Source organism: Enterococcus sp. AZ194, from assembly GCF_051713825.1.
Taxonomy (GTDB): Bacteria; Bacillota; Bacilli; order Lactobacillales; family Enterococcaceae; genus Enterococcus_K.
Genome location: NZ_JBIOQR010000001.1, coordinates 2,343,469 through 2,368,190, shown reverse-complemented (window position 1 = coordinate 2,368,190; position 24,722 = coordinate 2,343,469). Strand labels below are relative to the sequence as shown.

Genomic DNA, 24,722 nt, shown 5'->3' with positions numbered 1-24,722 from the left:
GGGAGAAAAGTTTAATTTGCGAAAATCGCAATTCAATAAACGAATTCTAAGTAGACTTCGTTTATTGAAAAGAAGTTAAGGTGAACAATCCGTTAATAACAGGACGAAAATGAACAGCTCGCCTAAAAATAACTGGAATTATTTTTATCAGTAACAGGCTTTCAAAAAAATAACTCCATTTATTCTTATAAGATTTTTTTGATTGCTCACCTAAAGATTGAGAGTTAAGCAATCTCCCTAAGCGTTTAGCACAGGACATGACCATTATTTGGAAGAAAGAAGAAAACGAGATATGACAGGTTTTTAATACTTTCTTTCAAAAACAAAAGAATATAGGAGGAGTAGTAATTTTCTACTCTTTTGGAGGCAGATGTAGCATGAAAAAAAGTCAAATAACTCTATTTAGTCTACTTACCATCCTTTCATCGGTGTTTATCCAACCGGTTCTCGCAGTTTCAAATGACCTCACTAGCTATTCAAGCACGAGTGCCTTAGTAAGTTCGGAGAAAGAGACCAACGAAACAACGGAAACACAAGAAATCAGATCATCAGAAAAAAGAGAGTCCTTACCAAAAGAAACAGAAGATACAGCTGAGCATAAGACAGAACCACTCGTAGAAAATACAGCCAGTGATGTCTCTCATCTAGTCGAAGTGAAGGGCTTAGATGTGCAAATCAACAACGGAAACGGCTTCACTTATTTGATTAAAGATGGGCAGCTCGTCGAAAATGCACCTGTACCCATTCCAGGAAATACCATTCGTTTTGAGTATAGATGGGCAATCCCACAAAAAAGTTTAGCTCAAATGAAGGCCGGAGATTACTTCACCTTCTCACTGCCAAATGACTATTTTTCATACAGTGATACAGGTAGTTTCCCTTTGACTGACCTTAACAATAAAGAAATAGGAACCAGTCAAATCGTTAATCATCAGATAAAAATTACTTTAAATAAATACGCCGTTTCTATGGATGCCCTCAAAAATGGACTCGTTTATGCAGATGGTCGAATAGAAAAAAGTGGCCAAGATATCGTCATTGCAATCGAAGAAGGAATTACTTTACCATCTATCATTATTGGCGAGCCAGGTAGTTCAGCAGGCGAATACCCGAGTACGTTAAATGAAATCATCACAAAAAATGGTGTTCAGATCTCAGGGAAAAACGTGGCCAACTGGGATGTCCTTGTGAATTTTGATAATGCTCGTAAACGATTTGATGGAGAAAGTTACTCAACATTAAACGAGACATTTTTAGTCGACAAGTTAGAAGGCAATCAACTCTTTTCATCCATTAAAATACAAACGATTTTATACACCGCAACTTCGTCAGGTAACCTTTCGAACAATTCGTTCCTCTATGCAGATGTTACTCAAACTTCTTGGGGCAATTACCAAATCAAAGAAGTTATGCCTAAAACAACTGATTTAACAATAGAAGACTTTAAAAAGACGTTAAAAGATACGGGTCAGCCCGGGTATGGTGTTCTAGATAACACAGTTGTTGTCTACTTCGGTAATATCCCTAGCGACCAAATTCAGTTGCCCGATAAATATAAAAATAATAATTATGAAGAAATAGAAAAACTTTTAAAAATCCAATTAGAGTCTGGTCGGATTACCCATGGCGGTTATAGTAAAACGTTAGATCACATTCGTTCAGGTGCAGAGGATCAAATTATTGCTTATCAAGTCACTATTCAAGCAGATGTAACTGGGGATTCGCGGACCTTAAAAAATCAAGCGAAGCTCATTCATTCAGACGGGGAAAACAATTCAAATATTCGCGAAATCGAATTTAGGGAAATCGGTGGCACTGCTGAAGTGGTTGAACCAAAAACAATGCAAATTATCAAGCAGGATGATGCAGGAAATAAGCTTGAAGGAGTCACATTCAAAATTCAAAAATGGCTTCCTGAAAAAAATACATATGAGGATTATTTAGCAAACGGTACGATTGGCACGATGGAGATAACTACGAATGCAAAAGGAGAAGCCTTGTTTGGCCAGTTGACTTCTGGCAAATATCGCGTAATCGAAACAAGCGGTTTAGATGGATACAGCGCCCCACAATTTTCTCCTTCGAACGAATTTGAAATTGGAGAGAAAGATATCTCCGGAATACAAATTGTCGTGACCAATCCAAAAACCAAACCGACTGAGCTCGCTTTAGTAGCCAATAAATCATTAATTGGACGTCAAATAAAAGAAGGTGAGTTCCAGTTTGAATTGCTTGATTCAGATGGAAAAGTCCTTCAAACCATACCGAATTCAACGGATGGAAAGATTTACTTTGAGGCAATTTCCTATGAAGAACCTGGCGATTACGTGTATACAATGAGAGAAAAACCAGGCAATAACGAAAACATGACCTATGATTCAAACGAATACAAGGTGGTGGTCAAGGTAGAAGACCACCAAGGCCAGCTCGTTGCCACACCTAGTTACAATGGCTATCCAGAGTTCCAAAATGTCTACATTCCTAAAAAGGGAGGTGTTGTTTTAGAAGCGACAAAAATTCTAGAAGGGCGACAGTTAGAGAACAATGAATTCCAATTCATGTTAACCGATCAAGATGGAAAAATCTTACAAGTAAGAAGTCAGGACACCAATGGAAAAATTTATTTTGACCCTATCGAATTTGAGACAGCCGGACACTACGTTTACATGATTCAAGAAATGTCAGGAAACGATGAGGCAATTATTTACGATAACCGTATCTTTATCGTTACCGTTGATGTGGAAGACATAAATGGCACACTAATCGCCACACCGACTTACCATGGTCCTACAGAATTCAGAAACATCTACACGCCGAAAAAAGGCAGCGTCGTTTTAGAAGCAAGCAAGGTGTTGAACGGACGACAACTACGTGCTGAAGAATTCCAATTTGAACTGGTTGATAAGAATGGCAATGTTCTACAAACCCAGACAAATGGCGCTAATGGAAAAATTTATTTCAACGCAATTGACTATGAAAAAACTGGCGAATACAACTATACAATTCGTGAAAAAGTAGGGCACGACGACACGATTACTTATGACAACAGTGAGTTTTCGGTTACGGTCAAAGTAACCGATGTGAACGGACAATTAATCGCGACTCCTACTTACAGTGGTAATGCCGAATTCAAAAATATTTATACGCCGAAAAAAGGCAGCGTCGTTTTAGAAGCAAGTAAGGTGTTGGAAGGTCGACAGCTACGTGCCGAAGAATTCCAATTTGAGCTAGTCGATAAAGAGGGGAGTGTTCTACAAACCCAGACAAACGGCGCTAATGAAAAAGTCTATTTTGACGCAATTGATTTTAAAAAAGCTGGGGAATACAACTATACAATTCGTGAAAAAGCGGGGAACGACGACACGATTACTTATGACAACAGTGAGTTTTCGGTTACGGTCAAAGTAACCGATGTGAACGGACAATTAATCGCGACTCCTACTTACAGTGGTAATGCCGAATTCAAAAATATTTATACGCCGAAAAAAGGCAGCGTCGTTTTAGAAGCAAGTAAGGTGTTGGAAGGTCGACAGCTACGTGCCGAAGAATTCCAATTTGAGCTAGTCGATAAAGAGGGGAATGTTCTACAAACCCAGACAAACGGCGCTAATGGAAAAGTCTATTTTGACGCAATTGATTTTAAAAAAGCTGGGGAATACAACTATACAATTCGTGAAAAAGCGGGGAACGACGAAACAATTACTTACGACAATACTAAGTTTTCAGTTACAGTCAACGTTACGGATCTTGACGGACAACTAGTCGCTACACCTACTTATAGTGGCAATGCCGAATTCAAGAATATCTATACACCGAAGAAAGGTAGTGTCGTTTTAGAAGCGAGTAAAATTCTAGACGGACGACAGCTAAGTGCTGGCGAATTCCAATTTGAGCTAGTCGATAAAAAGGGGAATGTTCTACAAACTCAGACAAACGGCATTAATGGAAAAGTTTATTTCAACGCAATAGACTACGACAAAGCTGGCGAATACAACTATACAATTCGCGAAAAAGTAGGAAACGACGAAACAATTACTTACGACAACAGTGAGTTTTCAGTTACGGTCAAAGTAACCGATGTGAACGGACAATTAATCGCTACTCCTGCTTACAGTGGCAATGCCGAATTCAAAAATATTTATACGCCGAAAAAAAGCAGCGTCGTTTTAGAAGCAAGTAAGGTGTTGAACGGACGACAACTACGTGCCGAAGAATTCCAATTTGAGCTGGTTGATAAAGAGGGAAAAGTTCTACAAACTCAGACAAACGGCATTAATGGAAAAGTTTATTTCGACGCAATTGATTTTGAGAAGGCTGGGGAACACAACTATACAATTCGCGAAAAAGTAGGAAACGACGAAACAATTACTTACGACAACAGTGAGTTTTCAGTTACGGTCAAAGTAACCGATGTGAACGGACAACTAGTCGCTACTCCTGCTTACAGTGGCAACACTGAATTCAAAAACATCTATACACCGAAAAAAGGCAGTATTGTTTTAGAAGCGAGTAAAATTCTAGACGGACGACAGCTAAGTGCTGGCGAATTCCAATTTGAGCTAGTCGATAAAAAGGGGAAAGTTCTACAAACTCAGACAAACGGCATTAATGGAAAAGTTTACTTCGACGCAATTGATTTTGAGAAGGCCGGGGAACACAACTATACAATTCGCGAAAAAACGGGGAACGACAACACGATTACTTATGATAACAGTGAATTTTCGATTACGGTCAATGTTGAAGATGTGAACGGACAATTAGTCGCTACACCTACTTATAGTGGCAACACTGAATTCAAAAACATCTATACACCAAAAAAAGGTAGTATCGTTTTAGAAGCGAGTAAGGTGTTGGAAGGTCGACAACTATGTGCTGAAGAATTCCAATTTGAGCTAGTCGATAAAGAGGGGAATGTTCTACAAACCCAGACAAACGACGCTAATGGAAAAATTTATTTCAACGCAATTGACTATGAAAAAACTGGCGAATATAACTATACAATTCGTGAAAAAGCGGGGAACGACGAAACAATTACATACGACAATACTAAGTTTTCAGTTACAGTCAACGTTACGGATCTTGACGAACAACTAGTCGCTACACCTACTTATAGTGGCAATGCCGAATTCAAGAATATCTATACACCGAAGAAAGGTAGTGTCGTTTTAGAAGCGAGTAAAATTCTAGACGGACGACAGCTAAGTGCTGGCGAATTCCAATTTGAGCTAGTCGATAAAAAGGGGAATGTTCTACAAACTCAGACAAACGGCATTAATGGAAAAGTTTATTTCAACGCAATAGACTACGACAAAGCTGGCGAATACAACTATACAATTCGTGAAAAAGCGGGGAACGACGAAACAATTACTTACGACAATACTAAGTTTTCAGTTACAGTCAACGTTACGGATCTTGACGGACAACTAGTCGCTACACCTACTTATAGTGGTAATGCCGAATTCAAGAATATCTATACACCGAAGAAAGGTAGTGTCGTTTTAGAAGCGAGTAAAATTCTAGACGGACGACAGCTAAGTGCTGGCGAATTCCAATTTGAGCTAGTCGATAAAAAGGGGAATGTTCTACAAACTCAGACAAACGGCATTAATGGAAAAGTTTACTTCGACGCAATTGATTTTGAGAAGGCCGGGGAACACAACTATACAATTCGCGAAAAAGTAGGAAACGACGAAACAATTACTTACGACAACAGTGAGTTTTCAGTTACGGTCAAAGTAACCGATGTGAACGGACAACTAGTCGCTATCCCTACTTATAGTGGCAATGCTGAATTCAAGAATATCTATACACCGAAGAAAGGTAGTGTCGTTTTAGAAGCGAGTAAAATTCTAGACGGACGACAGCTAAGTGCTGGCGAATTCCAATTTGAGCTAGTCGATAAAAAGGGGAATGTTCTACAAACTCAGACAAACGGCATTAATGGAAAAGTTTATTTCAACGCAATAGACTACGACAAAGCTGGCGAATACAACTATACAATTCGCGAAAAAGTAGGAAACGATGAGACCATTACTTACGACAATACTGAGTTTTCAGTTACGGTCAACGTTGCGGATCTTGACGGACAACTAGTCGCTACTCCTACTTATAGTGGCAATGCCGAATTCAAAAATATTTATACACCGAAAAAAGGCAGTGTCATTTTAGAAGCTGGAAAAATTCTAGATGGACGACAACTAAGTGCCGGCGAGTTCCAGTTTGAACTAGTTGATAAAGACGGCAAAGTCATGCAAACTCAAACAAATAACTCGACTGGAAATGTTTACTTTAATGCAATCGGTTATGATGAAACGGGCGAGTATAGCTACACTATTCGCGAAAAAGCAGGGAACGATCGCACGATTACGTATGACCGCAATGAGTACCAAGTTACGGTTAAAGTCAAAGAAGTCGACGGTGAACTGAATGCTATCCCGACCTACAATGGAAACCCTACTTTCAAAAATTCCTATAAAGTAGGCGCAGGCAGTGTCATTTTAGAAGCAAGTAAAACGTTGAAAGGACGAAAACTAAGTAGTGGCGAGTTCCAGTTCGAATTAGTCGATAGTGATGGATATGTTCTTCAAACCAAAACAAATGATGCCAACGGGAAAATCTATTTTAACATGATTGACTACAATAAAGCCGGCGAATACAGTTATATTATTCGCGAAAAAAGGGGCAAAGACAAAACTATCAGCTATGACGATAGAGAGCATCGAGTAACTGTTAAAGTTGAAAACACAGGCGGCAAACTGACTGCTACACCGAGTTACGAGGGGAAAATAGAATTCAAAAACACGTTTACCTCGAAAAAGGGGACTCTCATCTTAACTGCGGAAAAAACTTTGGAAGGTCGTGGACTAATCAATGGGGAATTCAAATTTGAGCTAGTTAGTGAAAATGGAGACATTCTCCAAACGACAACAAATGATGCTAACGGGAAAATTACATTTGACCCGATTGACTACAATAAGGCAGGCGAATATACGTACATTATTCGCGAAAAGATGGGGCATGACGAGACCGTTTACTATGATCTCACCGAACATAAAGTAACCGTTAAGGTAGTAAATAAAGATGGAAAGTTATCAGCGACTCTTAGCAACAAAGCAGTAATCACATTTGAGAATAAATACACGCAAAACAGCAGAAACAAACCTCTTACTGGTAGTCTTATTTTGCAAAAGGTTGATAAACATTCCGGAAAAAAATTAGTCGGAGCTACATTTGAGCTGAGAGATGCTAACAATAAAGTGATTCAAAAAGAGCTCGTGACCGACAAAAAAGGGGAAGTTCGCATCAACGATTTAGCAGCGGGAAGTTATCAACTAATCGAAACCAAGGCGCCAGATGGTTATGTTCTAGATGGAACACCTATCCATGTTGAGGTTGTTGAAAAATCGGACGTAACAGTCAAAAAAGAAAATACGGCAACAAATAAAACTACGAGTCAAACGACATCGAAAGCCTTACCTAAAACAGGGTTCAATATTGGAACTTCTTTACTAATGATTATCGTCGGTTACCTATTATTAATGATTGTTATGATTATTGGGCGTAAAAAATCAAATAAATCAGACGCAACCGAGTGGGACTAAACATAAGAGAAAGAAGTGAACTACACAATAAGCTTTATGTTTAAAAAAATTCCGAAAGGCCTAAGTAAGTAGGTTTTTTGCGGGTCAAAACAGCGAAAAACGAGAGGGAATTCCTCTCGTTTTTCTTTAATCTACCACCAACATTACTCCATACAGAAACAATCCTCGTATTAGAAAACCAAATAGGAGAGTCATTAGCATAAAAAGCGAATGATTTTTGATAAATCGATTCAGCAATAGCGTCACCAAATACGTAACTGTCAAACGAAGATAACCAATACTGTTGATCTGCTGACTGAGACAGTCAAATAAAACATTGACTACTAACAATACTCCAATGACTGGAAGGGTGAGTCGCAAAGAATAGTAGAATAAATTCCTTTTCAATTTTCGAATATGAATAAATTGCTGAATATCCCAAAATTGTTTGATAAAACTACACACTAACAAACTCTCAAGTGTCGCCAAAAGAACGCTTATCCCGACAGTTAGCGGCGTTTCAAAAGAATACACATAACGTTCCGCCCAGTATACCCCTAAATTAGATTGATGCATCAAATAACAAAATAGGAGAAGACCTACATAGAGTGTGATGTTTGTCGTTTTCTCTAATTTAATTGGAGACGCCCCTCTTCTAATAAATACTGTTCGTCAAAATTCAACTCTGACAAGTTATCATGAGAGGCAATAATAATCGTCTTATTCTCAGCAATCAGCTCTTCAATGAGTCGTTTTAGTTCGGCCAACGCTGCTTTATCCAATCCACGTGTCGGTTCGTCTAACAAAATTAGGTTTTGGTCTTCCATAATAGCTTGAATGATGCCCATTTTTTGACGCATTCCTACAGAATATTTTCCTACCTTTACTTTGCTGTCATAGTCCAGACCCAGTCTTTCCGTTAATCGAATAACCTTTTCCTCATCAAACTGTTTCTTTATTCCACCTAAAAATTGTAGATTTTTCTTTAAACTCATATCTTCCATAAAACTAGGATTTTCAATCAACGCACCAAGCTGAGTCTGATCTGAAAATTCTATCGATCCACTATCCGGTTCAATAATCTTGCAGATAATCTTAAAAATTGTTGATTTGCCTGAGCCATTACTCCCTATAATATGAACTAACTTGCCAAAATCCACCTGCAAATCAACGCCCTCAATAATTAACCGTTTGTTAAAATTTTTACTGATATTTTCTAATTTAATATTCATAAGAAGCTCCCTTCAACGACTTAAACCAAGATATATATTAGCTACCACATACAAACAATAACCATAATGAAATAATAAACCAATTAAAATACTAACAATTACTGTGTAGATAGGTTTAACGTTCCAATTACTCATGTTTAGTACAAAAGTAATCAGATAGACGACAAGACAATAAAGAATCATGACTAAAATTGCTATCGACAACTGATCACGATTTCGAATCCCAGCTATCGAAAAACTAAGCGCATACTGTGAAACCAAATACAAGGTTCCTAAAATGAAGGCTGTCAAATATTGATAAGCAATAAAATTCCAATATCCGACTCGAACGATTAGTAAAGAAGCAACACGGATGTTTCGAGAAATTTTTAATGAACAAACAATAATAAATAAAGTCAGCGAACAATAAGTCGTGAAATTGGATAAAAATAATGTTCCAATACTATCACTATCTCTCCCACCAGCGAGAATAAAGCTTATTCCTGCTAAGATAGACAACCCATAAAAACGAAGATTATCCCTACTTCTTAATAGTTGATACATCCATAAAACAACTCCTTTCAAAAACCATTTTCCTTATCCAGCTTCAGTCGCAAAGAAAACAATAAGTAACAAACAAGACTGTAAAAAAGAAGTGAAACAAGAAATACAAGACCACCATTAAACGTTGGCGCGTATACGCCTACTGGTTGGAGGGCAAGGGTAAGAATCGCATTTATTGACAAAAAACTAATAAAAAAATCATCCTGTTTTTCTAGTAATGGAGCACCCAAAATGACCGCTGCTACAATCAAGAATAACCCAATCACTAGTCCTGAAGGCAGATAGGCAATATAATTTTTCAGATACATCCCTAAGATAAGTACCAGAGATGAAAAGACAACCATGCCGATACAGATGAATAAAAAGAATGCTACTAGATCCCAGAAGCCATTTTTGAAAATATAATAAAGCATTCCTTAATATGAACTAACTTGCCAAAATCCCCCTGCAAATCAACGTCTATAATCAGTATATATACTAGCTACGACAAACAAACAATAGCCGTAATGAAATAGCAGCCCAATTAGAATGCTAAATATTACAGTATAGACAGGTTTAATATTCCAGTTACTTAAGTTTAGTACAAAAGTAATCAAATAGACGACAAGACAATAAAGAATCATGACTAAAATTGCTATCGGTAACTGTTCACGATTTCGAATTCCAACCATCGAAAAACTAAGCGTATACTGCGAAGCCAAATACAATGTTCCTAAAATGAAGGTCGTCAAATATTGATAAATAATAAAACTCCGATATCCGACTCGAACAATTAGCAGAGGCGCAACACGGATATTTCGAGAAATTTTTAGTGAACAAACAATAATAAATAAAGTCAGTGAACAATAAGTCGTGAAATGGGACAAAAATAATGTTTCGATACTATCATTATCTGGTCCATTAGCGAGAATAAAGCTTAGCCCTGCTACGATAGACAACCCATAAAAACGAAGATTATCTCTGCTTCTTAATAGTCGATACATCCATAAAACAACTCCTTTTAAAAACCATTCTTCTTATCAAGCTTCAATCGTAAAGAAAATAGTAAGTAACAAACTAGGGTATAGAAAAAGAGGGAGACAAAAAATACAATCCCACCATTAAACGTCGGCGAATACCTACCTACTGGTTGAAGAGCAGGGGAGATAATCGCATTTATCGACAAAACGCTAACAAGAAAACTATTGTGTTTTTCTAGTAATGGAGTGCCTAGAAGAACTGGTGCTACTATCAAAAACAGACCAACTACTAATCCAGAGGGAAGATAAATAACATAATTTTTCAGATACATACCTATGATAAGTATCAGAGTTGAAAAGATTGTCATACCGATACACGTAAATAGAATGAATGCTACTAGATTCCAAAAGCCATTTTTGACTATATAGTAGCAACTATCGACTAAAAAAAAACTAACTTTCTCGAAACGGAAAGGGGCATAGAATATGTTAATAAGAAGGATCCTCAATACAAGGATAGTTAACATCCATATAAATGTTAGGATTGCATTTGTTTTTAAAGTTCGAATCCAATACTTCTTAGAACTTTCAAATCGACTCACTAGTAAAAAATCAAAATGATTTGTTCGGGCACGTATCGCTTGACTAGAATAGAGTAGCGGAACCAATATAAACCACAAAAAGAAACAAATAGTTCCGATAAAATCATATCCACCACCACTTTGCATTTGATAAAAAATTGGAAGGCCACCTTCGCCACTATTCTTGATTGGTATAACAGAATCATCTATTTTTGCAAAAGTCTCGATGATACAAATAAGTATAGTGAGACCAAACATAAATACTTGTTTTCTCTTGGAAAATAGAATCATAGAAGTGTCTCCTCATCTTTGAAATTAGTCTTAAAAACCATTTTTCTTATCCAGCTTCAGTCGCAAAGAAAACAATAAGTAACAAACAAGACTGTAAAATAGAAGTGATACAAGAAATACAAGACCACCATTAAACGTTGGCGCATACCTACCTACTGGTTGTAAAGCAGGAGCGATAATGGCATTTATTGATAAAGTACTGATAATAAAACTATTGTGGTCCTCTAGCAATGGAGTACCTAATATCACAGGTGCAACCATAAGAAGTATCGAAATTATTAGTCCTGACGGTAAATAAATAATATAATTTTTCAAATACATCCCTAAGATAAGAATTAAAGTTGACAAAACTACCATCCCTAAGCAAGTAAATATGATAGAAACCATCATATTCAACAAATCATCCTCAAAAATGTAATAAAGTGTTCCCTTTGTTAAAACTCTCTCAAAATAGAACGGATCATAAAATAGATTAACTAGGAGCGCTCTTAGAAGGAGAATACTTAACATCCAAATAAAAGTAAGAATAGCATTTGTTTTTAAAACATTTATCCAGTAATCCCTAGAGTTTTGAAACCGACTAATCAATAGATAGTCAAAATGATTCGTTCTAGCACGTATTGCCTGATTAGAGTATAAAAGCGGAATCAACAAAAACCACAAAAAATAACAAATCGTCCCAATTAACTCAGTTCCGCCACCACTCTGAAATTGATAGAATAGAGAAATACCACCTTGTCCAACTTGAACAACTGGTGCCGCATCATTTATTGTAGAAACTATTTCTACTAAAGAGGTGAGTAGTGTAATAACAAACATAAATACTAATCTTTTCTTTGAAAATAACATCATGGTGGTTCCCCTTTCTTTGCTATCTAGATAAAAATAAAGGTCAACAACAATGCCGACCTTTATTTTCTCCTTATTTTGTATCAGCAGAAAAATGTAGCTTTACAGTGCTTCCATGTGGTTCAACCTTTTTAGAGAAAACTTCTGCGTAGTAATAATAACCTTTTAGTCCCGAATTATTTTTGCCATATGTTGTTTTATCAGGATACAACCCCACATTTCCTGAGCGTATCTCACCTGCCGAATTAACTAGCCTCACGGTATATCCATATGCATTAGGAATTGCATCTCCATTAAACGAGGCCAGATTGTCATTTGATGTCTTTTGATTTGACTGAGCAGTTATTCCACCCCCACCTTTTGCTGGGACATAACAATTACCAACCGTCCATGTACTTGCAAAAACTGTTGCTCCACCTAAAATACTGACGAGTAACGAACTAATATACAAAAACTTTGTACTTCTTTTCATTCAAAAAACCTCCTTCTATTTTACAGACGGTTTCTCTTGTGCACAAAGAAAACGTTTGCGTAATTGGTTAAGGGATGCCTTTTTACTCATTTAAGCAATCGACTTTCGAGTTACTTTGAAGAGAGGACGATTGGTTTTAGTTCTTCCAATAACCAGTGTACGCCTAAAAAATAACGATTGCAAACGGTTTCAAGCGCGCGGAATTGCGTTCACTCCTTTAATAATCAGTATCTAAATATATTGTTTCATTTATTGAATAACTTTTTTTGCATTTATCAGTCTTTATAGGCTTTGTCCAATAAACTTAAGTTTTAACAGCTTTTAATATAATTTTTCAAAATAAATAAAAATATTTTCGAAGATCTAAAGAATTCCTAACGAAGGCCTGATTCGCTTATATTCGACACTCGTTGGCATAATACTTGCTTGTAAGAAAAGATGGCTTGTTTCTTCAAAAACACCATCTAGCAAACGGAGATGGCTGAGTTGAACAAACATTTCAAAATGAACCACTCATCGCTGATAAAGGAGAAAACACAAATGACTAATTTGCAGACACAATCAGAACTTGTTCAATGGCTTGATTCCATGGTTCCTTGCGACTTTACCTATTTGGATCAATCAGGTGGTAGCTATCTGAAAGAGATTCGACACTTTGAAGGAATCATGCGGCCTCTTTGGGGACTGATTCCTAAATATGTCGGACAAAACAATCTGAAGGAAATCAAAAATGAACCTATATTTCAAAGTTTCCAACAATTATTGTCTGACAAGGCACTTCCAACTTTTTCGACAGAAAATCGACAGATTGCTGTCGAATTAAACATAATTGGGTACGCGTTGGGAACTTTTGGAAACGAGTTTCTTAATTTGTTAGCACCTGAAAACCAAACATACTTACTCTCTTGGTTAAATGGGATTAATACTATTGAGTTTCCGGCGGGGAATTGGTATTTCTTTTTGGTCTTGGTCAATGGGGCGCTAAAAAAGATTGGAGCAGAATACTCAGAAGAACGACTCCAAGAAGCGTTGGTTACTATCGAAAGCTTTTATTTAGGAGAGGGGTGGTACTCTGATGGATCGAACCAACAACGTGATTATTATGTGTCGTTTGCTTTTCATTTTTATGGACTGCTCTATGGACGTTTTGCCAAAGAGGACATCGCCAAAAAATTCCAAGAGAGAGCTTGTTTATTCGCAATGGATTTTCGATATTGGTTTGACAATAAGGGACGTTCACTTCCTTTTGGTCGCAGCTTAACTTATCGTTTTGCGCACGCGGCTTTTTGGTCTGCATTTATCGTGACGGATACCTATAAACAATCTGATTTATCATTAGGGGAAGTCAAAAAAATACTTCTTGATCACTTACGCTATTGGACGCAAATGCCTATTACATTACCTAAGGAACAAAATCTTTCTATCGGTTATGGCTACAATAATTTACTCTTATCCGAGGATTATAATGCACCAGGTTCCCCAATGTGGGCCTTTAAATCTTTTGTTCTCTTGGAATTGTCTAAAACAGATAAATTTTGGCAAGTGGAGGAACAACCAACTAAAAAAAGGGCCCTCACAACTCAACTACATGCCGGATTTTTCATTCAAACAGCAGATGACCAAACGATTGCTTTAAGTAATAAACAATACGCAAATAATCAGCATTTGTATCATGGTCGTGAAAAATATAGTAAATTTGCATACTCTACGGCGGTTGGCTTTAATTTGACACGCGAGAATCAAGGGTTGGAAAGTTTTGCTATCGATTCCACACTCGCGTTCAGCCTACTTGAAACCAACCAATATCAAACGCGTGGACTCATTTCTAAATCTATTACGTACTCAGATTATTCCGTGAGCCAATGGACCGTCTATAACAAAATTCGAGTCACGACTTATTTGGTTCCTGTGAACAACCATGGACACATTCGAATACACGAGATTTTCACACCATTTCCTGTAGAAACTGCTGAAGGTGGGTTTCCATTACTTGATTGGAATCAGAAATATCAAACCGCTCAAATAAAACCACATTCTTGCTTATTAACGAATCACTTGGACTGTTCTGTCATTTATGATTTGGTGGGGGATAGAAAACCACAAGTGACACAACAAGGACCAAACACAAATATCTATTCCGCAGAAAAAAATGGCGTACCAACTTTAGTTAAAAAACTATGTGCCGGAAAACACCTCTTCGTGAGTTATATTAACAATACTCATTTGGCTAACTATCATTCTGACAGAAATTTATCATTTATAGAAAAAGAAAAATTCTTCGTTATCAAAGGAGAGATCACTGTCAAAATTAAAAAAGAACCGTTTTAACACAACTAGAGGAGTTCAGCATTACAGCTTTTTCTTTCAGAATCCCTAAATAAAAATCAAATTATGATTATTTTTTTAAACTAAATGAATTTTTTCTCATATTTCTGACGTTATGTAGTATAATTGAACCAATAAAATTTTGGGAGTGAAATAAATGACGAAAATTGCAATTATTGGTTATGGAAATTTGGGACGTGGTGTCGAACGTGCACTAACACTTGCTCCTGATATGGATTTAGTTGGGGTATTTACCCGCAGAGCACCTGAAACAGTGACTACGTATGGCGCGAAAGCATACCATATGGATGACTTACTGAATAAAAAAGAAGAGATTGATGTCTGCATTTTGTGTGGTGGATCAGCGACTGACTTGCCTGTGCAAACACCTGAAATCACAAAAATGTTTCATACGATTGACAGCTTTGACACGCATGCCAAGATTCCTGAGCACTTTGCCAACGTAGACAAAGTAGCTAAAGAACATCAAACGGTCTCGATTATTTCTACTGGTTGGGATCCAGGTTTGTTCAGCTTAAATCGTTTGTATGCGCAAAGCATTTTACCTAAAGGAGAGACGTATACATTTTGGGGGAAAGGGGTTAGTCAGGGACACTCTGATGCACTGAGACGAATCGAAGGCGTAGCAGATGCCACACAATATACGATTCCAAACGCAGAAGTGATTCAAAAACTGAAAGCCGGGGATCTACTGGAATTAAGTACGCGTGACAAGCACTTTAGAGAATGTTTTGTGGTTCTTGAAGCGGGTGCAGATGCCAAAGCTGTAAAAGAAGAGATTGTCTCTATGCCAAACTATTTTGCAGAGTATGATACAGAAGTTCACTTCATTTCTCAAGATGAATTGACTAAAAACCATAAAAAAATGCCTCATGGCGGAACGGTTCTTCATATTGGTCAAACTTCTGAACAAACAAACCAAGTCATCGAATACAATCTAGCCTTAGATAGTAATCCAGAATTTACGGCTAGTGTACTGGTTGCTTACGCCAGAGCTTGTGCTCGTTTGGCATCTGAAAAAAAATTTGGGGCGTATACTGTCTTAGATATTGCACCAAAATATCTGTCAACAAGTGATGACGCGACCCTAAGAAAAGAATTATTATAAGCACATCACTCATGATAAGTTAAGATAACAAAAAAGCAATCCTCATTTGATTGCTTTTTTGTTACGCCTATTTAGAGCGGACTCGTTTATACATAATAAAAGAAGGTGTAGGCGATGAAAAAAAATAAAATAATATCGCCAATAAGCAAAGAGACAGAGCTATACAGCAACAAACTAATTCCTTTAGACATCGCAAGAATAATAAGTATCATACTAATGAAGTATAAGACAAACGGTACCACAAAAACGATCATTTCGATTTCCCCCTGGAACATAGGCACTATTGAGACAGGCCAACACTTTTCTACGCTTCATTTTATCAGTTCTGTTCCAAAGAGTAAAACTATCCACCTACGCAATCGGTTGAATTTTCACGAAAAATCTTCTTATTAGAAAACGAATCTCTAATGTAGACAAAAAAATAACTCGTCAAAAAGCTTCTTATAATAGAAGAGCCACTGAGCGAATCAGTTCTGTCGCAAATCATCTTTATTTTTATTCATTTTGAATGAAGAACAGATATTTTCATCGAAGTTTCATAGAGGAGATAACAGGTAGGCTTGTTGCCGTTAAGAATCCGCCAAAACAAATAATCACTCTGTTATATGAATCATAACTAATTCTTTGAGAATGAATTTCAGAAAAATTATTTCACTTCAAAATCAATAAAATTCCGCTTGTTTTTTCATAATTAACAAAATTATTTAAATAATTCGAACATTTGATACAATTTCAAAAGTATTCTGAATTGTCTAACGTTTAAAAAATAATATTTTCTCGTTATTTTTAATCATCAGTTTTTTGTTATTTTATTCTCGTCGAAAAATTAAAATCTTCTCATAAAAACCGAAATATCTGCTTTTTTTTAATGAATAAATAAAAACTGTCATTTTGGTGTTGACAAAGAAATCGAAACGTACTATGCTACGGTTAAGTTAATAAACAAGCGATGAAAGAAAAGCAGTAGAGAGATAACCTCTGTCATAGAGAGCTAGTGGGGCTGGAAACTAGCACAAGTTATTCATCGAATTACATTCTGGAGCTTTTGTCTTTAAGACACGTGTAACGGCGATACTCGTTTTGAGGTATATAGAAAAGACAACACATTTCTATGTATAAATTTTGGGTGGTACCACGATAATTATCGTCCCTAAGTCTAACGGCTTAGGGACTTTTTTTATTTTCTATAACTTTGTGAACCAACTAGTTTGATCAAACCTCGAACTAGTTTTCAATAAAAATAACTTGGAGGGTGAGAACATGAACATTATTGATGAATTAACATGGCGTGATGCAATCAATCAACAAACAAACGAAGAAGGTCTTCGCGAACTTACAGAAAGCACGAGCATTTCACTCTATTGTGGGGTTGACCCAACAGGTGACAGTATGCATATCGGGCATTTGATCCCATTTATGATGATGAAAAGATTCCAGTTGGCTGGACATCATCCATATATCTTAATCGGTGGAGGAACAGGAACAATCGGTGATCCGAGTGGCCGAACAACCGAACGTGTATTACAAACGATGGAAACTGTTCAACACAATGTCGATAGTCTTTCTAACCAAATGAAAAAATTATTTGGGAAAGATGCCAATGTCACTATGGTAAATAACTACGAATGGTTATCAAAATTGACTTTGCTTGATTTCCTTAGAGATTTCGGGAAAAACTTTAACGTCAATACGATGTTAGCCAAAGATATCGTAGCTAGCCGTTTGGATGTGGGGATTTCATTTACAGAATTCACTTACCAAATCCTACAATCCATCGACTTCTTACAATTATACAAAAAACATGACGTACAATTACAAATTGGTGGGGCCGACCAGTGGGGGAACATCACAGCTGGCTTAGACTTAATTCGTAAAAAAGAAGGCGTTGAAGCAAAAGCGTTTGGTTTAACAATTCCTTTGATGCTTAAAGCTGACGGAACAAAATTCGGGAAAACAGCAGGTGGTGCGATTTGGTTAGATCCAAACAAAACCTCTCCATTTGAATTCTACCAATTCTGGTTAAACCAAGATGACCGTGATGTAGTTAGATACCTAAAATTCTTTACCTTCTTAGATAAAGAAACCATTGATGAATTAGCTAAAAAAGTTGAAACTGACCCAGGTAAACGTGAAGCACAACGCCGTTTAGCTGAAGAAGTGACAACATTTGTTCATAGTGAAGAAGCATTACGTGAAGCACAAAAGATTACAGAAGCTCTTTTCTCAGGAAACATCAAGGATTTAACTATAGAGGAAATTGAGCAAGGGTTCGAACACATGCCGACAGTTGAAGTTTCTAGTGAAACAAAAAATATTGTTGAGTGGCTAGTTGATACGAAAATCGAACCATCTAAACGACAAGCTCGCGAAGATGTGAGCAATGGAGCTATAAGCATTAACGGTGATCGTATCACCGATTTAGATTTTGCAATCGAGCCGTCACAACACTTCGAAGGAAAATTCGTGGTTGTACGCAAAGGGAAGAAAAAATACTTTTTGGCAAAAGTAGTGGATTAAAGTTTCTAATAATCTCATGAAGAGAAGACATAAGATTATTTGAGTAAAGTTAAAATCCAAAACTCCTTATAGGGGATACGTGAACCGTTAATGTCATAAGGAAGAGGGAATCTGTTTCGGCAGATTCCCTCTTCCTTTTTTCTGATAATGGAACTGTTGAAAAATGAGAAAATGAGAAGAAAATGAGTAGTCGTGTTATAGCTATCGCTTTACATATTGTTATTTTAGGTGTACGTTTTGAATGCAAAATCTAAATCAACAAAAATTTGTAAGGAGGAATTTTCGTATGAAAAACGAAAAAATGTCAAAAGGCGAAATGAACCTTAATGCACTATTCATTGGGGACAAAGCTGAGAACGGTCAATTATACAAGGAGTTGTTAGTTGACTTAGTAGATGAACATCTTGGATGGCGTCAAAACTATATGCCACAAGATATGCCAGTCATCTCTTCTCAAGAACGCACATCTGAAAGTTACAAGAACACTGTAAACCACATGAAGGATGTATTGAATGAAATTTCTTCTCGTATGCGTACACATTCAGTTCCATGGCATACAGCGGGTAGATATTGGGGCCATATGAATGCCGAAACGCTAATGCCTTCTCTATTAGCGTACAACTTCGCGATGCTATGGAATGGAAACAATGTTGCTTATGAATCTTCTCCAGCAACTTCTCAAATGGAAGAAGAAGTCGGGCACGAATTTGCTCATTTAATGAGTTATGAAAATGGTTGGGGACATATTGTCGCTGATGGTTCTTTAGCAAACTTAGAAGGTTTATGGTATGCCCGCAATATTAAATCATTACCATTTGCGATGAAGGAAGTAAAACCTGAATTAGTCGCAGGAAAATCTGATTGGGAACTATTAAACATGTCCACAAAAGAAATTATGGACTTAGTGGAAAGTGCTGAAGACGACATCGATGCCATCAAAGCGCATTCTGCACGTAGCGGAAAACATTTGCAAGAACTAGGTAAATGGCTTGTTCCTCAAACCAAACACTATTCTTGGCTAAAAGCTGCCGATATCATTGGTGTCGGTTTGGATCAAGTCATCCCAGTTCCTGTTGACCACAACTATCGTATGGATATCAGCGAACTTGAAAAAATTGTTCGTAACTTAGCCGCAGAAAAAACACCTATTTTAGGGGTTGTCGGTGTCGTTGGTTCAACAGAAGAAGGCGCCATTGATAGTATTGACAAAATTATTGACTTAAGAGATGTCTTAGCCAAAGACGGAATTTATTACTATGTTCACGTGGATGCGGCTTACGGTGGATATGGTCGTTCCATCTTCTTAGACGAAAACAACCAATTCATCCCTTATGAAAAATTACAAGAGGTACACGCTGAATATGGTGTCTTTACTCAACAAAAAGAACACATTTCAGAAGATGTTTATCATGCATATAAAGCAATCGAACGGGCAGAATCAGTGACCATTGACCCACATAAAATGGGCTATATTCCTTATTCTGCTGGGGGAATTGTTATCCAAGATATCCGTATGCGCGACGTTATTTCTTACTTTGCGACTTACGTATTTGAAAAAGGGGCCGATATTCCGGCGCTATTAGGGGCTTACATTTTAGAAGGTTCAAAAGCTGGCGCAACAGCTGCTTCTGTTTGGGCTGCTCACCATGTTTTACCTCTGAATGTAGCAGGTTACGGTAAATTAATCGGGGCTTCAATCGAAGGCTCACACAATTTCTACGATTTCTTAAATGATTTATCCTTCAAAGTCGGAGATAAAGAAATCGAAGTACACACATTAACTCATCCTGACTTTAACATGGTGGACTATGTCTTCAAAGAAAAAGGCAACGATGATTTAGTAGCTATGAACAAATTAAACCACGATGTCTATGACCTTGCATCTTATGTGAAAGGCAATATCTACAACAATGAATTTATTACTTCTCACACGGACTTTGCTATCCCAGATTACGGCAATAGCCCATTACAATTTGTAAATAATCTAGGCTTTAGTGATGCTGAATGGGACCGTGCTGGTAAAGTTACTGTATTACGTGCCGCTGTAATGACACCCTATATGAATAACAAAGAAGAATTCGACGTATACGCTCCAAAAATAAAAGCTGCGTTACAAGAAAAATTAGAACAAATTTATAACGTAAGCAAATAATTAAAAACTTAAGGTGTGGGAGGTAACTCAAGTGGGTTACGTCCTACATTCATTGGGTAAAAGGCATGGACTTGCCTTTTCTCGAAACAAACAGCAAGTCCATGCCTCTTTATCTTAGTTTATAAGGAGTGTAAAAATTGGATAAAAAACAAGTTAAAAAAATAGAATTAGGCACTTTTATTGGGCTCACAATGGCGCTCTGTGCCACTGTTCGTAGTATCCCAACACTAGCTTCGGTCGGTTGGACGTTAATCTCATATACTGTTTTTGCTGTTATCTTTTTCGCGGGTCCTATTGCTCTTATTTCTGGTGAGTTATCGACCATGTTGCCTCAAGAAGGCGGTCCCCAGCTTTGGGTCAAAACAGCCTTAGGTAGCAAATGGGGCTTTGTTGTTGCTTGGTTACTCTGGGTTCAAATGTTTCCTGGAATGGTAATGGTTGCTTCAACTTTAGGCCCATTACTAGGGAACACATTTGGCAACGTTGAACTAGGGAACAATCACTGGTTTGTTTTAGGATGTATCTTGATTATCTACTGGATTATTACGATTCTAAACTTAAAATTTGATATGGCAAAAGTCGGCGGGAACATTGGTGTTTGGTTAGGTGTGTATATTCCTGTACTAGTCATGGTTGTTTTAGGACTACTTTCGTTTTTCAAAGTAGGGCTTGTTACAACTGACTATTTGGGCACCTTCTCTTGGTCAAAAGTTCTGCCAAACCTTGAAAACATGGACTCATTTAAATATCTGGCTGGGATTTCATTTATCTTTGTCGGAATTGAAATGTCTTCTGTTTATATTCCACGTTTAAAGGATGCCACTAAAAACTATACAAAAGGGGTCTTCATTTCATTAATTGGGTTAGTCTTATTAAATGTCATTAATGCGTTATTTGTCGCTAATGTCGTTCCTGACCATAAAATGGAGCTTTCAAATATTACACAACCAATATTAATTTATTGCGACATTCTAGGCTTGCCTTCAATTATCGGAAATATCTTCAGTTTCATGGTCTTTATTGGGGTTCTTTTACAGCTCTCTGCTTGGGTGACAGGACCTTCAAAAACTATTATTCAAGTCGCTCGTGATGGCTTATTGCCACCAAAATTTGGTTTCCATCGTGAAAACAAATATGGCGTTTCCCGTAATGTCGTTTTGACACAATCGATTGTTATCTCTTTATTTGCCTTGCTTTATGGCGTAATGGATGATGTCAATGCGGTATTCTTAACGTTAACCAATGCCACAACGATTATTTACAGTATTGTCTATGTATTAATCGCTGTCGCTATCATCAAATTGCGTAAAGCACAGCCTGAAACCCTTCGTCCTTATCGCATTGGGAAATCTGGAAACGGCTTAGCTTATGCAGTTGCTTGTATGTTAATTATTGGTATTTTAATTGTTGTTTTTGCCACATTGGGAACAACCTCTATCACCGATGCTCTTTTAGTTGGTTTGATTACCCTTGCGATGTTCGTTATTCCGTTGATTATTCATCATTTCAAACATGATGACTGGTTAACAGAAGTCCAAAAAGAAGAGGATAAATAATCGTCGCTTTAGTCAAACAATTGGAAAAGAACTGAGGCTTTATCTGTTCTTTTGACGTTTTAGAAACTGAGGCGAGCCTGGGACATAACGCAAAAGGTTATGTCCCAGGCTCTGAGTATTCGAATAAACGGTAGGCACAGAAGCAACTCCTTCAGTTTCTGTCTTTTTATAGGAGGTTTTTATTATGAAACCAGAGAAACCGAAAGTAACCTTTGCTGAAAGTTTGAGTATTTTACTTCTTCTTTTAGCGATTTTAGGCTTTTTAATTATTGGTCAAAAATTATCACCACATATTCCTTTGCTTTTTGTCTTCATGTTACTGCTGTTTTATGGCAAATGGAAAAACTTTTCTTGGGATGACATTCATGCAGGAATCACAGCGGGAATTACTCCTGGGATTATCCCTATTATCATCTTCTTATTGATTGGTGTCTTAGTGGCCACTTGGATTCTATCAGGAACCATCCCAACGATCATGGTTTACGGATTTAAAATTATTTCCGTGAGATTCTTTTTACCCACTGTTTTTGTTGTTTGTAGTCTGGTCGGCGTCACAGTCGGAAGCTCGTTTACAACCATTTCGACTATGGGCATCGCTTTTCTAGGAATTGGGCATATTTTAGGCTTTGACAACGCAATGACAGCCGGAGCAGTTGTTTCTGGCGCTTTCTTGGGAAATAATATTTCCCCACTTTCAGATACAACCAATTTAGCTGCAGGAATTGGTGAAGTAGACCTGTTTGCACATATTAAAAACATGATGTGGACAGTTGTCCCAGCATTTGCTCTTTCAATTATTGGTTATGTCTTTTTAGGTCATCAATCCGTTTCAGCTGATTTAAAAACAGTCGATGCGATGGTCGCAACCCTTCGAGAAGGCTTTTGGATTTCACCGATCACCTTGATTCCAGTGGCGGTTTTGTTCCTCTTTGCTTGGAAAAAAGTGCCGGCTATCCCAACTTTACTAGTAGGCTCGACAACTGCAACCATCCTTGCATTCATCCATAACCCTTCATTAAACTTACAAAAAGTAGCAAGTATTTTAATGAGCGGATATGTCTCTACAACAGGGGATAAACGGGTGGATACACTCTTGTCACGAGGTGGAATAGAAAGCATGCTCAATTCTGCTTCTTTAATTATCTTAGCCTTAGCGTTAGGAGGATTATTGATCAAATTTGAAATCATTGCCACCTTAATTGAGAAAATTAAAGGCTATGTAAATAATTCCGCTAAACTCATTGGCTTGACAGCTCTAAGCTCAATCATGGTTAATGTCTTAGTCGGTGAACAATACCTCTCCATCATTTTACCAGGGGAGACCTTCAAATCTTCTTTTGAACGCCTACACATTGATAAAAAATATCTGACGCGCACACTAGCTGACGCTGGGGCTGCGGTCAATTCAATTGTTCCTTGGGGCGTCAGTGGCACCTTTATCATGGGAACACTAAAGGTCAGCACCTTATCTTACTTACCTTATGCGTTTTTCCCATTATTGTGCCCAGTAATTACGATTCTTTTAGGACTCCGATTAAAACAAAAATTATTGAAAATAGACAACTAAACCATTACTGGAATAGGTAGATAAAAGACCCATGTTTATAGCTTAAACACGTTTAGTCAGCTAATTATTTTTGCCAACAATCAGTGGCTGGTTTGTCCAATAGACCTACTTTACTCATTCAGGAAAATCGTTTTCGGAATAGAAGGTAGGTCTTTCGTTTTTTTATTTATCCGGACATGAAAATACAATGAGAAAAACTTGAGTTATTTTGCTTGCTAATTCTACTTGTTTTATAATTAATCTATTACTTTTAAGGAGATGAACAAAAATGGAATGGATAAAATTAATTGGCATTCTAATTATTTTAGTTGGCTTTATTTTTAAATTCGACACGATTGCTGTTGTTATTATTGCAGCATTAGCTACTGCACTTGTTTCTGGAATTTCAATTGTAGACTTCCTCACTATGCTAGGGGAGGCCTTCGTAAACAATCGCTTGGTAACTATTTTCCTGTTAACTTTACCAATGATTGGCCTATCTGAACGATTTGGTTTGCGTCAACAAGCAGTTATTCTAATTGAGAAAATAAAAGGGCTCACACCAGGAATGTTTTTAACCCTGTATACAGTGATTCGTGAGGTTGCCGGATTTTTTGGTATTCGAATTTCTGGACACCCACAATTTGTCCGACCAATTGTTAACCCAATGGCACAAGCCGCTGCAGAAACGAAGTATGGGAAAATTTCACCAGAAGATGAAGACAAAATCAAAGCGCGTGCGGCTGCAAATGAAAACTACGGGAACTTTTTTGCACAAAATACCTTTGTGGCAGCTTCCGGTGTATTATTAATTGCAGGAACACTCAAAGACCTTAACTATAATGTTTCTGAAGCTAGTATTTCAAGAATGGCCTTACTAGTTGCGTTAATCACGTTAGTCATCACTGCGATTTCAAACATGCTATTTGACCGTAGACTGGCTAAAAAATATGGAAAAAAAGGGGGACATAAATAATGGCTGAATTCTTT

The 24,722-nt window shown here is 37.3% G+C and carries 17 protein-coding genes and 1 other annotated feature; of the genes, 8 read left to right on the top strand and 9 right to left on the bottom strand.

Going from position 1 to position 24,722, the window contains the following annotated elements; all coding sequences use genetic code 11:
• Positions 1–377: 377 nt before the first annotated feature.
• Complete coding sequence (locus tag IGI37_RS11035; protein WP_438761913.1) at positions 378–7,601, top strand: Spy0128 family protein; 7,224 nt, start codon at positions 378–380, stop codon at positions 7,599–7,601.
• A gap of 126 nt (positions 7,602–7,727) precedes the next feature.
• Here the strand turns inward: IGI37_RS11035 and IGI37_RS11030 are convergent, their stop codons facing one another.
• The 8 genes from IGI37_RS11030 to IGI37_RS10995 form a co-directional block, all read right to left on the bottom strand.
• Complete coding sequence (locus IGI37_RS11030; RefSeq protein WP_438761912.1) at positions 7,728–8,114, bottom strand: hypothetical protein; 387 nt, start codon at positions 8,112–8,114, stop codon at positions 7,728–7,730.
• Positions 8,115–8,209: 95 nt separating this feature from the next.
• The gene (locus IGI37_RS11025; RefSeq protein WP_438761910.1) at positions 8,210–8,812 is read right to left on the bottom strand and encodes an ATP-binding cassette domain-containing protein; all 603 of its coding nucleotides are present in this window, start codon (positions 8,810–8,812) and stop codon (positions 8,210–8,212) included.
• A 12-nt stretch (positions 8,813–8,824) separates the two neighbouring features.
• Positions 8,825–9,355: a hypothetical protein gene (locus IGI37_RS11020; protein WP_438761908.1), complete on the bottom strand. Its 531-nt coding sequence runs from the start codon at positions 9,353–9,355 to the stop codon at positions 8,825–8,827.
• A 17-nt stretch (positions 9,356–9,372) separates the two neighbouring features.
• Positions 9,373–9,768, bottom strand: coding sequence for a hypothetical protein (locus IGI37_RS11015; RefSeq protein WP_438761906.1), 396 nt, complete (start codon positions 9,766–9,768; stop codon positions 9,373–9,375).
• A gap of 39 nt (positions 9,769–9,807) precedes the next feature.
• On the bottom strand, positions 9,808–10,338 hold the full coding sequence (locus IGI37_RS11010; protein ID WP_438761904.1) for a hypothetical protein: 531 nt from the start codon (positions 10,336–10,338) through the stop codon (positions 9,808–9,810).
• A gap of 17 nt (positions 10,339–10,355) precedes the next feature.
• A complete protein-coding gene (locus tag IGI37_RS11005) occupies positions 10,356–11,186 on the bottom strand; it encodes a hypothetical protein (protein WP_438761902.1) in 831 nt (276 codons plus the stop codon).
• A 30-nt stretch (positions 11,187–11,216) separates the two neighbouring features.
• Positions 11,217–12,038, bottom strand: coding sequence for a hypothetical protein (locus tag IGI37_RS11000; protein ID WP_438761900.1), 822 nt, complete (start codon positions 12,036–12,038; stop codon positions 11,217–11,219).
• 70 nt (positions 12,039–12,108) lie between these two features.
• A complete protein-coding gene (locus tag IGI37_RS10995; RefSeq protein ID WP_438761898.1) occupies positions 12,109–12,507 on the bottom strand; it encodes a choline-binding protein in 399 nt (132 codons plus the stop codon).
• Positions 12,508–13,047: 540 nt separating this feature from the next.
• On the opposite strand from IGI37_RS10995, the gene IGI37_RS10990 reads away from it, so the two are divergent.
• Together IGI37_RS10990 and IGI37_RS10985 are read left to right on the top strand one after the other, a co-directional pair.
• A complete protein-coding gene (locus tag IGI37_RS10990; RefSeq protein WP_438761896.1) occupies positions 13,048–14,835 on the top strand; it encodes a DUF2264 domain-containing protein in 1,788 nt (595 codons plus the stop codon).
• A 154-nt stretch (positions 14,836–14,989) separates the two neighbouring features.
• Positions 14,990–15,961, top strand: a complete 972-nt coding sequence (locus IGI37_RS10985) for a diaminopimelate dehydrogenase (protein WP_438761894.1) — start codon at positions 14,990–14,992, stop codon at positions 15,959–15,961.
• Between the two features lie 86 nt (positions 15,962–16,047).
• Here the strand turns inward: IGI37_RS10985 and IGI37_RS10980 are convergent, their stop codons facing one another.
• Entirely contained in the window at positions 16,048–16,215 is a 168-nt protein-coding gene (locus tag IGI37_RS10980) for a hypothetical protein (protein ID WP_438761892.1), read from the bottom strand.
• Between the two features lie 686 nt (positions 16,216–16,901).
• Positions 16,902–17,116 (top strand) — a binding site (T-box leader).
• 105 nt (positions 17,117–17,221) lie between these two features.
• Between IGI37_RS10980 and tyrS the strand changes: the two genes are divergently transcribed.
• From tyrS to IGI37_RS10955, 5 genes are all read left to right on the top strand, one after another.
• On the top strand, positions 17,222–18,478 hold the full coding sequence (gene tyrS / locus IGI37_RS10975; protein ID WP_438761891.1) for a tyrosine--tRNA ligase: 1,257 nt from the start codon (positions 17,222–17,224) through the stop codon (positions 18,476–18,478).
• 286 nt (positions 18,479–18,764) lie between these two features.
• Complete coding sequence (gene tdc / locus IGI37_RS10970; protein WP_438761889.1) at positions 18,765–20,630, top strand: tyrosine decarboxylase; 1,866 nt, start codon at positions 18,765–18,767, stop codon at positions 20,628–20,630.
• A gap of 137 nt (positions 20,631–20,767) precedes the next feature.
• The gene (gene tyrP, locus IGI37_RS10965) at positions 20,768–22,186 is read left to right on the top strand and encodes a tyrosine-tyramine antiporter (protein ID WP_438761887.1); all 1,419 of its coding nucleotides are present in this window, start codon (positions 20,768–20,770) and stop codon (positions 22,184–22,186) included.
• A gap of 184 nt (positions 22,187–22,370) precedes the next feature.
• Complete coding sequence (nhaC, locus tag IGI37_RS10960; protein WP_438761885.1) at positions 22,371–23,753, top strand: Na+/H+ antiporter NhaC; 1,383 nt, start codon at positions 22,371–22,373, stop codon at positions 23,751–23,753.
• A 268-nt stretch (positions 23,754–24,021) separates the two neighbouring features.
• Positions 24,022–24,708: a DUF969 domain-containing protein gene (locus IGI37_RS10955; RefSeq protein ID WP_438761883.1), complete on the top strand. Its 687-nt coding sequence runs from the start codon at positions 24,022–24,024 to the stop codon at positions 24,706–24,708.
• The last annotated feature ends 14 nt before the right edge of the window (positions 24,709–24,722 follow it).

What these genes read in the sequence shown, in the direction of transcription:
- IGI37_RS11035 (WP_438761913.1), top strand. Translation starts at nt 378, where the DNA reads ATGAAAAAAAGTCAAATAACTCTATTTAGTCTACTTACCATCCTTTCA.
- IGI37_RS11025 (WP_438761910.1), bottom strand. Translation starts at nt 8,812, where the DNA reads ATGAATATTAAATTAGAAAATATCAGTAAAAATTTTAACAAACGGTTA.
- IGI37_RS11020 (WP_438761908.1), bottom strand. Translation starts at nt 9,355, where the DNA reads ATGTATCAACTATTAAGAAGTAGGGATAATCTTCGTTTTTATGGGTTG.
- IGI37_RS11015 (WP_438761906.1), bottom strand. Translation starts at nt 9,768, where the DNA reads ATGCTTTATTATATTTTCAAAAATGGCTTCTGGGATCTAGTAGCATTC.
- IGI37_RS11010 (WP_438761904.1), bottom strand. Translation starts at nt 10,338, where the DNA reads ATGTATCGACTATTAAGAAGCAGAGATAATCTTCGTTTTTATGGGTTG.
- IGI37_RS11005 (WP_438761902.1), bottom strand. Translation starts at nt 11,186, where the DNA reads ATGATTCTATTTTCCAAGAGAAAACAAGTATTTATGTTTGGTCTCACT.
- IGI37_RS11000 (WP_438761900.1), bottom strand. Translation starts at nt 12,038, where the DNA reads ATGATGTTATTTTCAAAGAAAAGATTAGTATTTATGTTTGTTATTACA.
- IGI37_RS10995 (WP_438761898.1), bottom strand. Translation starts at nt 12,507, where the DNA reads ATGAAAAGAAGTACAAAGTTTTTGTATATTAGTTCGTTACTCGTCAGT.
- IGI37_RS10990 (WP_438761896.1), top strand. Translation starts at nt 13,048, where the DNA reads ATGACTAATTTGCAGACACAATCAGAACTTGTTCAATGGCTTGATTCC.
- IGI37_RS10985 (WP_438761894.1), top strand. Translation starts at nt 14,990, where the DNA reads ATGACGAAAATTGCAATTATTGGTTATGGAAATTTGGGACGTGGTGTC.
- IGI37_RS10980 (WP_438761892.1), bottom strand. Translation starts at nt 16,215, where the DNA reads ATGATCGTTTTTGTGGTACCGTTTGTCTTATACTTCATTAGTATGATA.
- tyrS (WP_438761891.1), top strand. Translation starts at nt 17,222, where the DNA reads ATGAACATTATTGATGAATTAACATGGCGTGATGCAATCAATCAACAA.
- tdc (WP_438761889.1), top strand. Translation starts at nt 18,765, where the DNA reads ATGAAAAACGAAAAAATGTCAAAAGGCGAAATGAACCTTAATGCACTA.
- nhaC (WP_438761885.1), top strand. Translation starts at nt 22,371, where the DNA reads ATGAAACCAGAGAAACCGAAAGTAACCTTTGCTGAAAGTTTGAGTATT.
- IGI37_RS10955 (WP_438761883.1), top strand. Translation starts at nt 24,022, where the DNA reads ATGGAATGGATAAAATTAATTGGCATTCTAATTATTTTAGTTGGCTTT.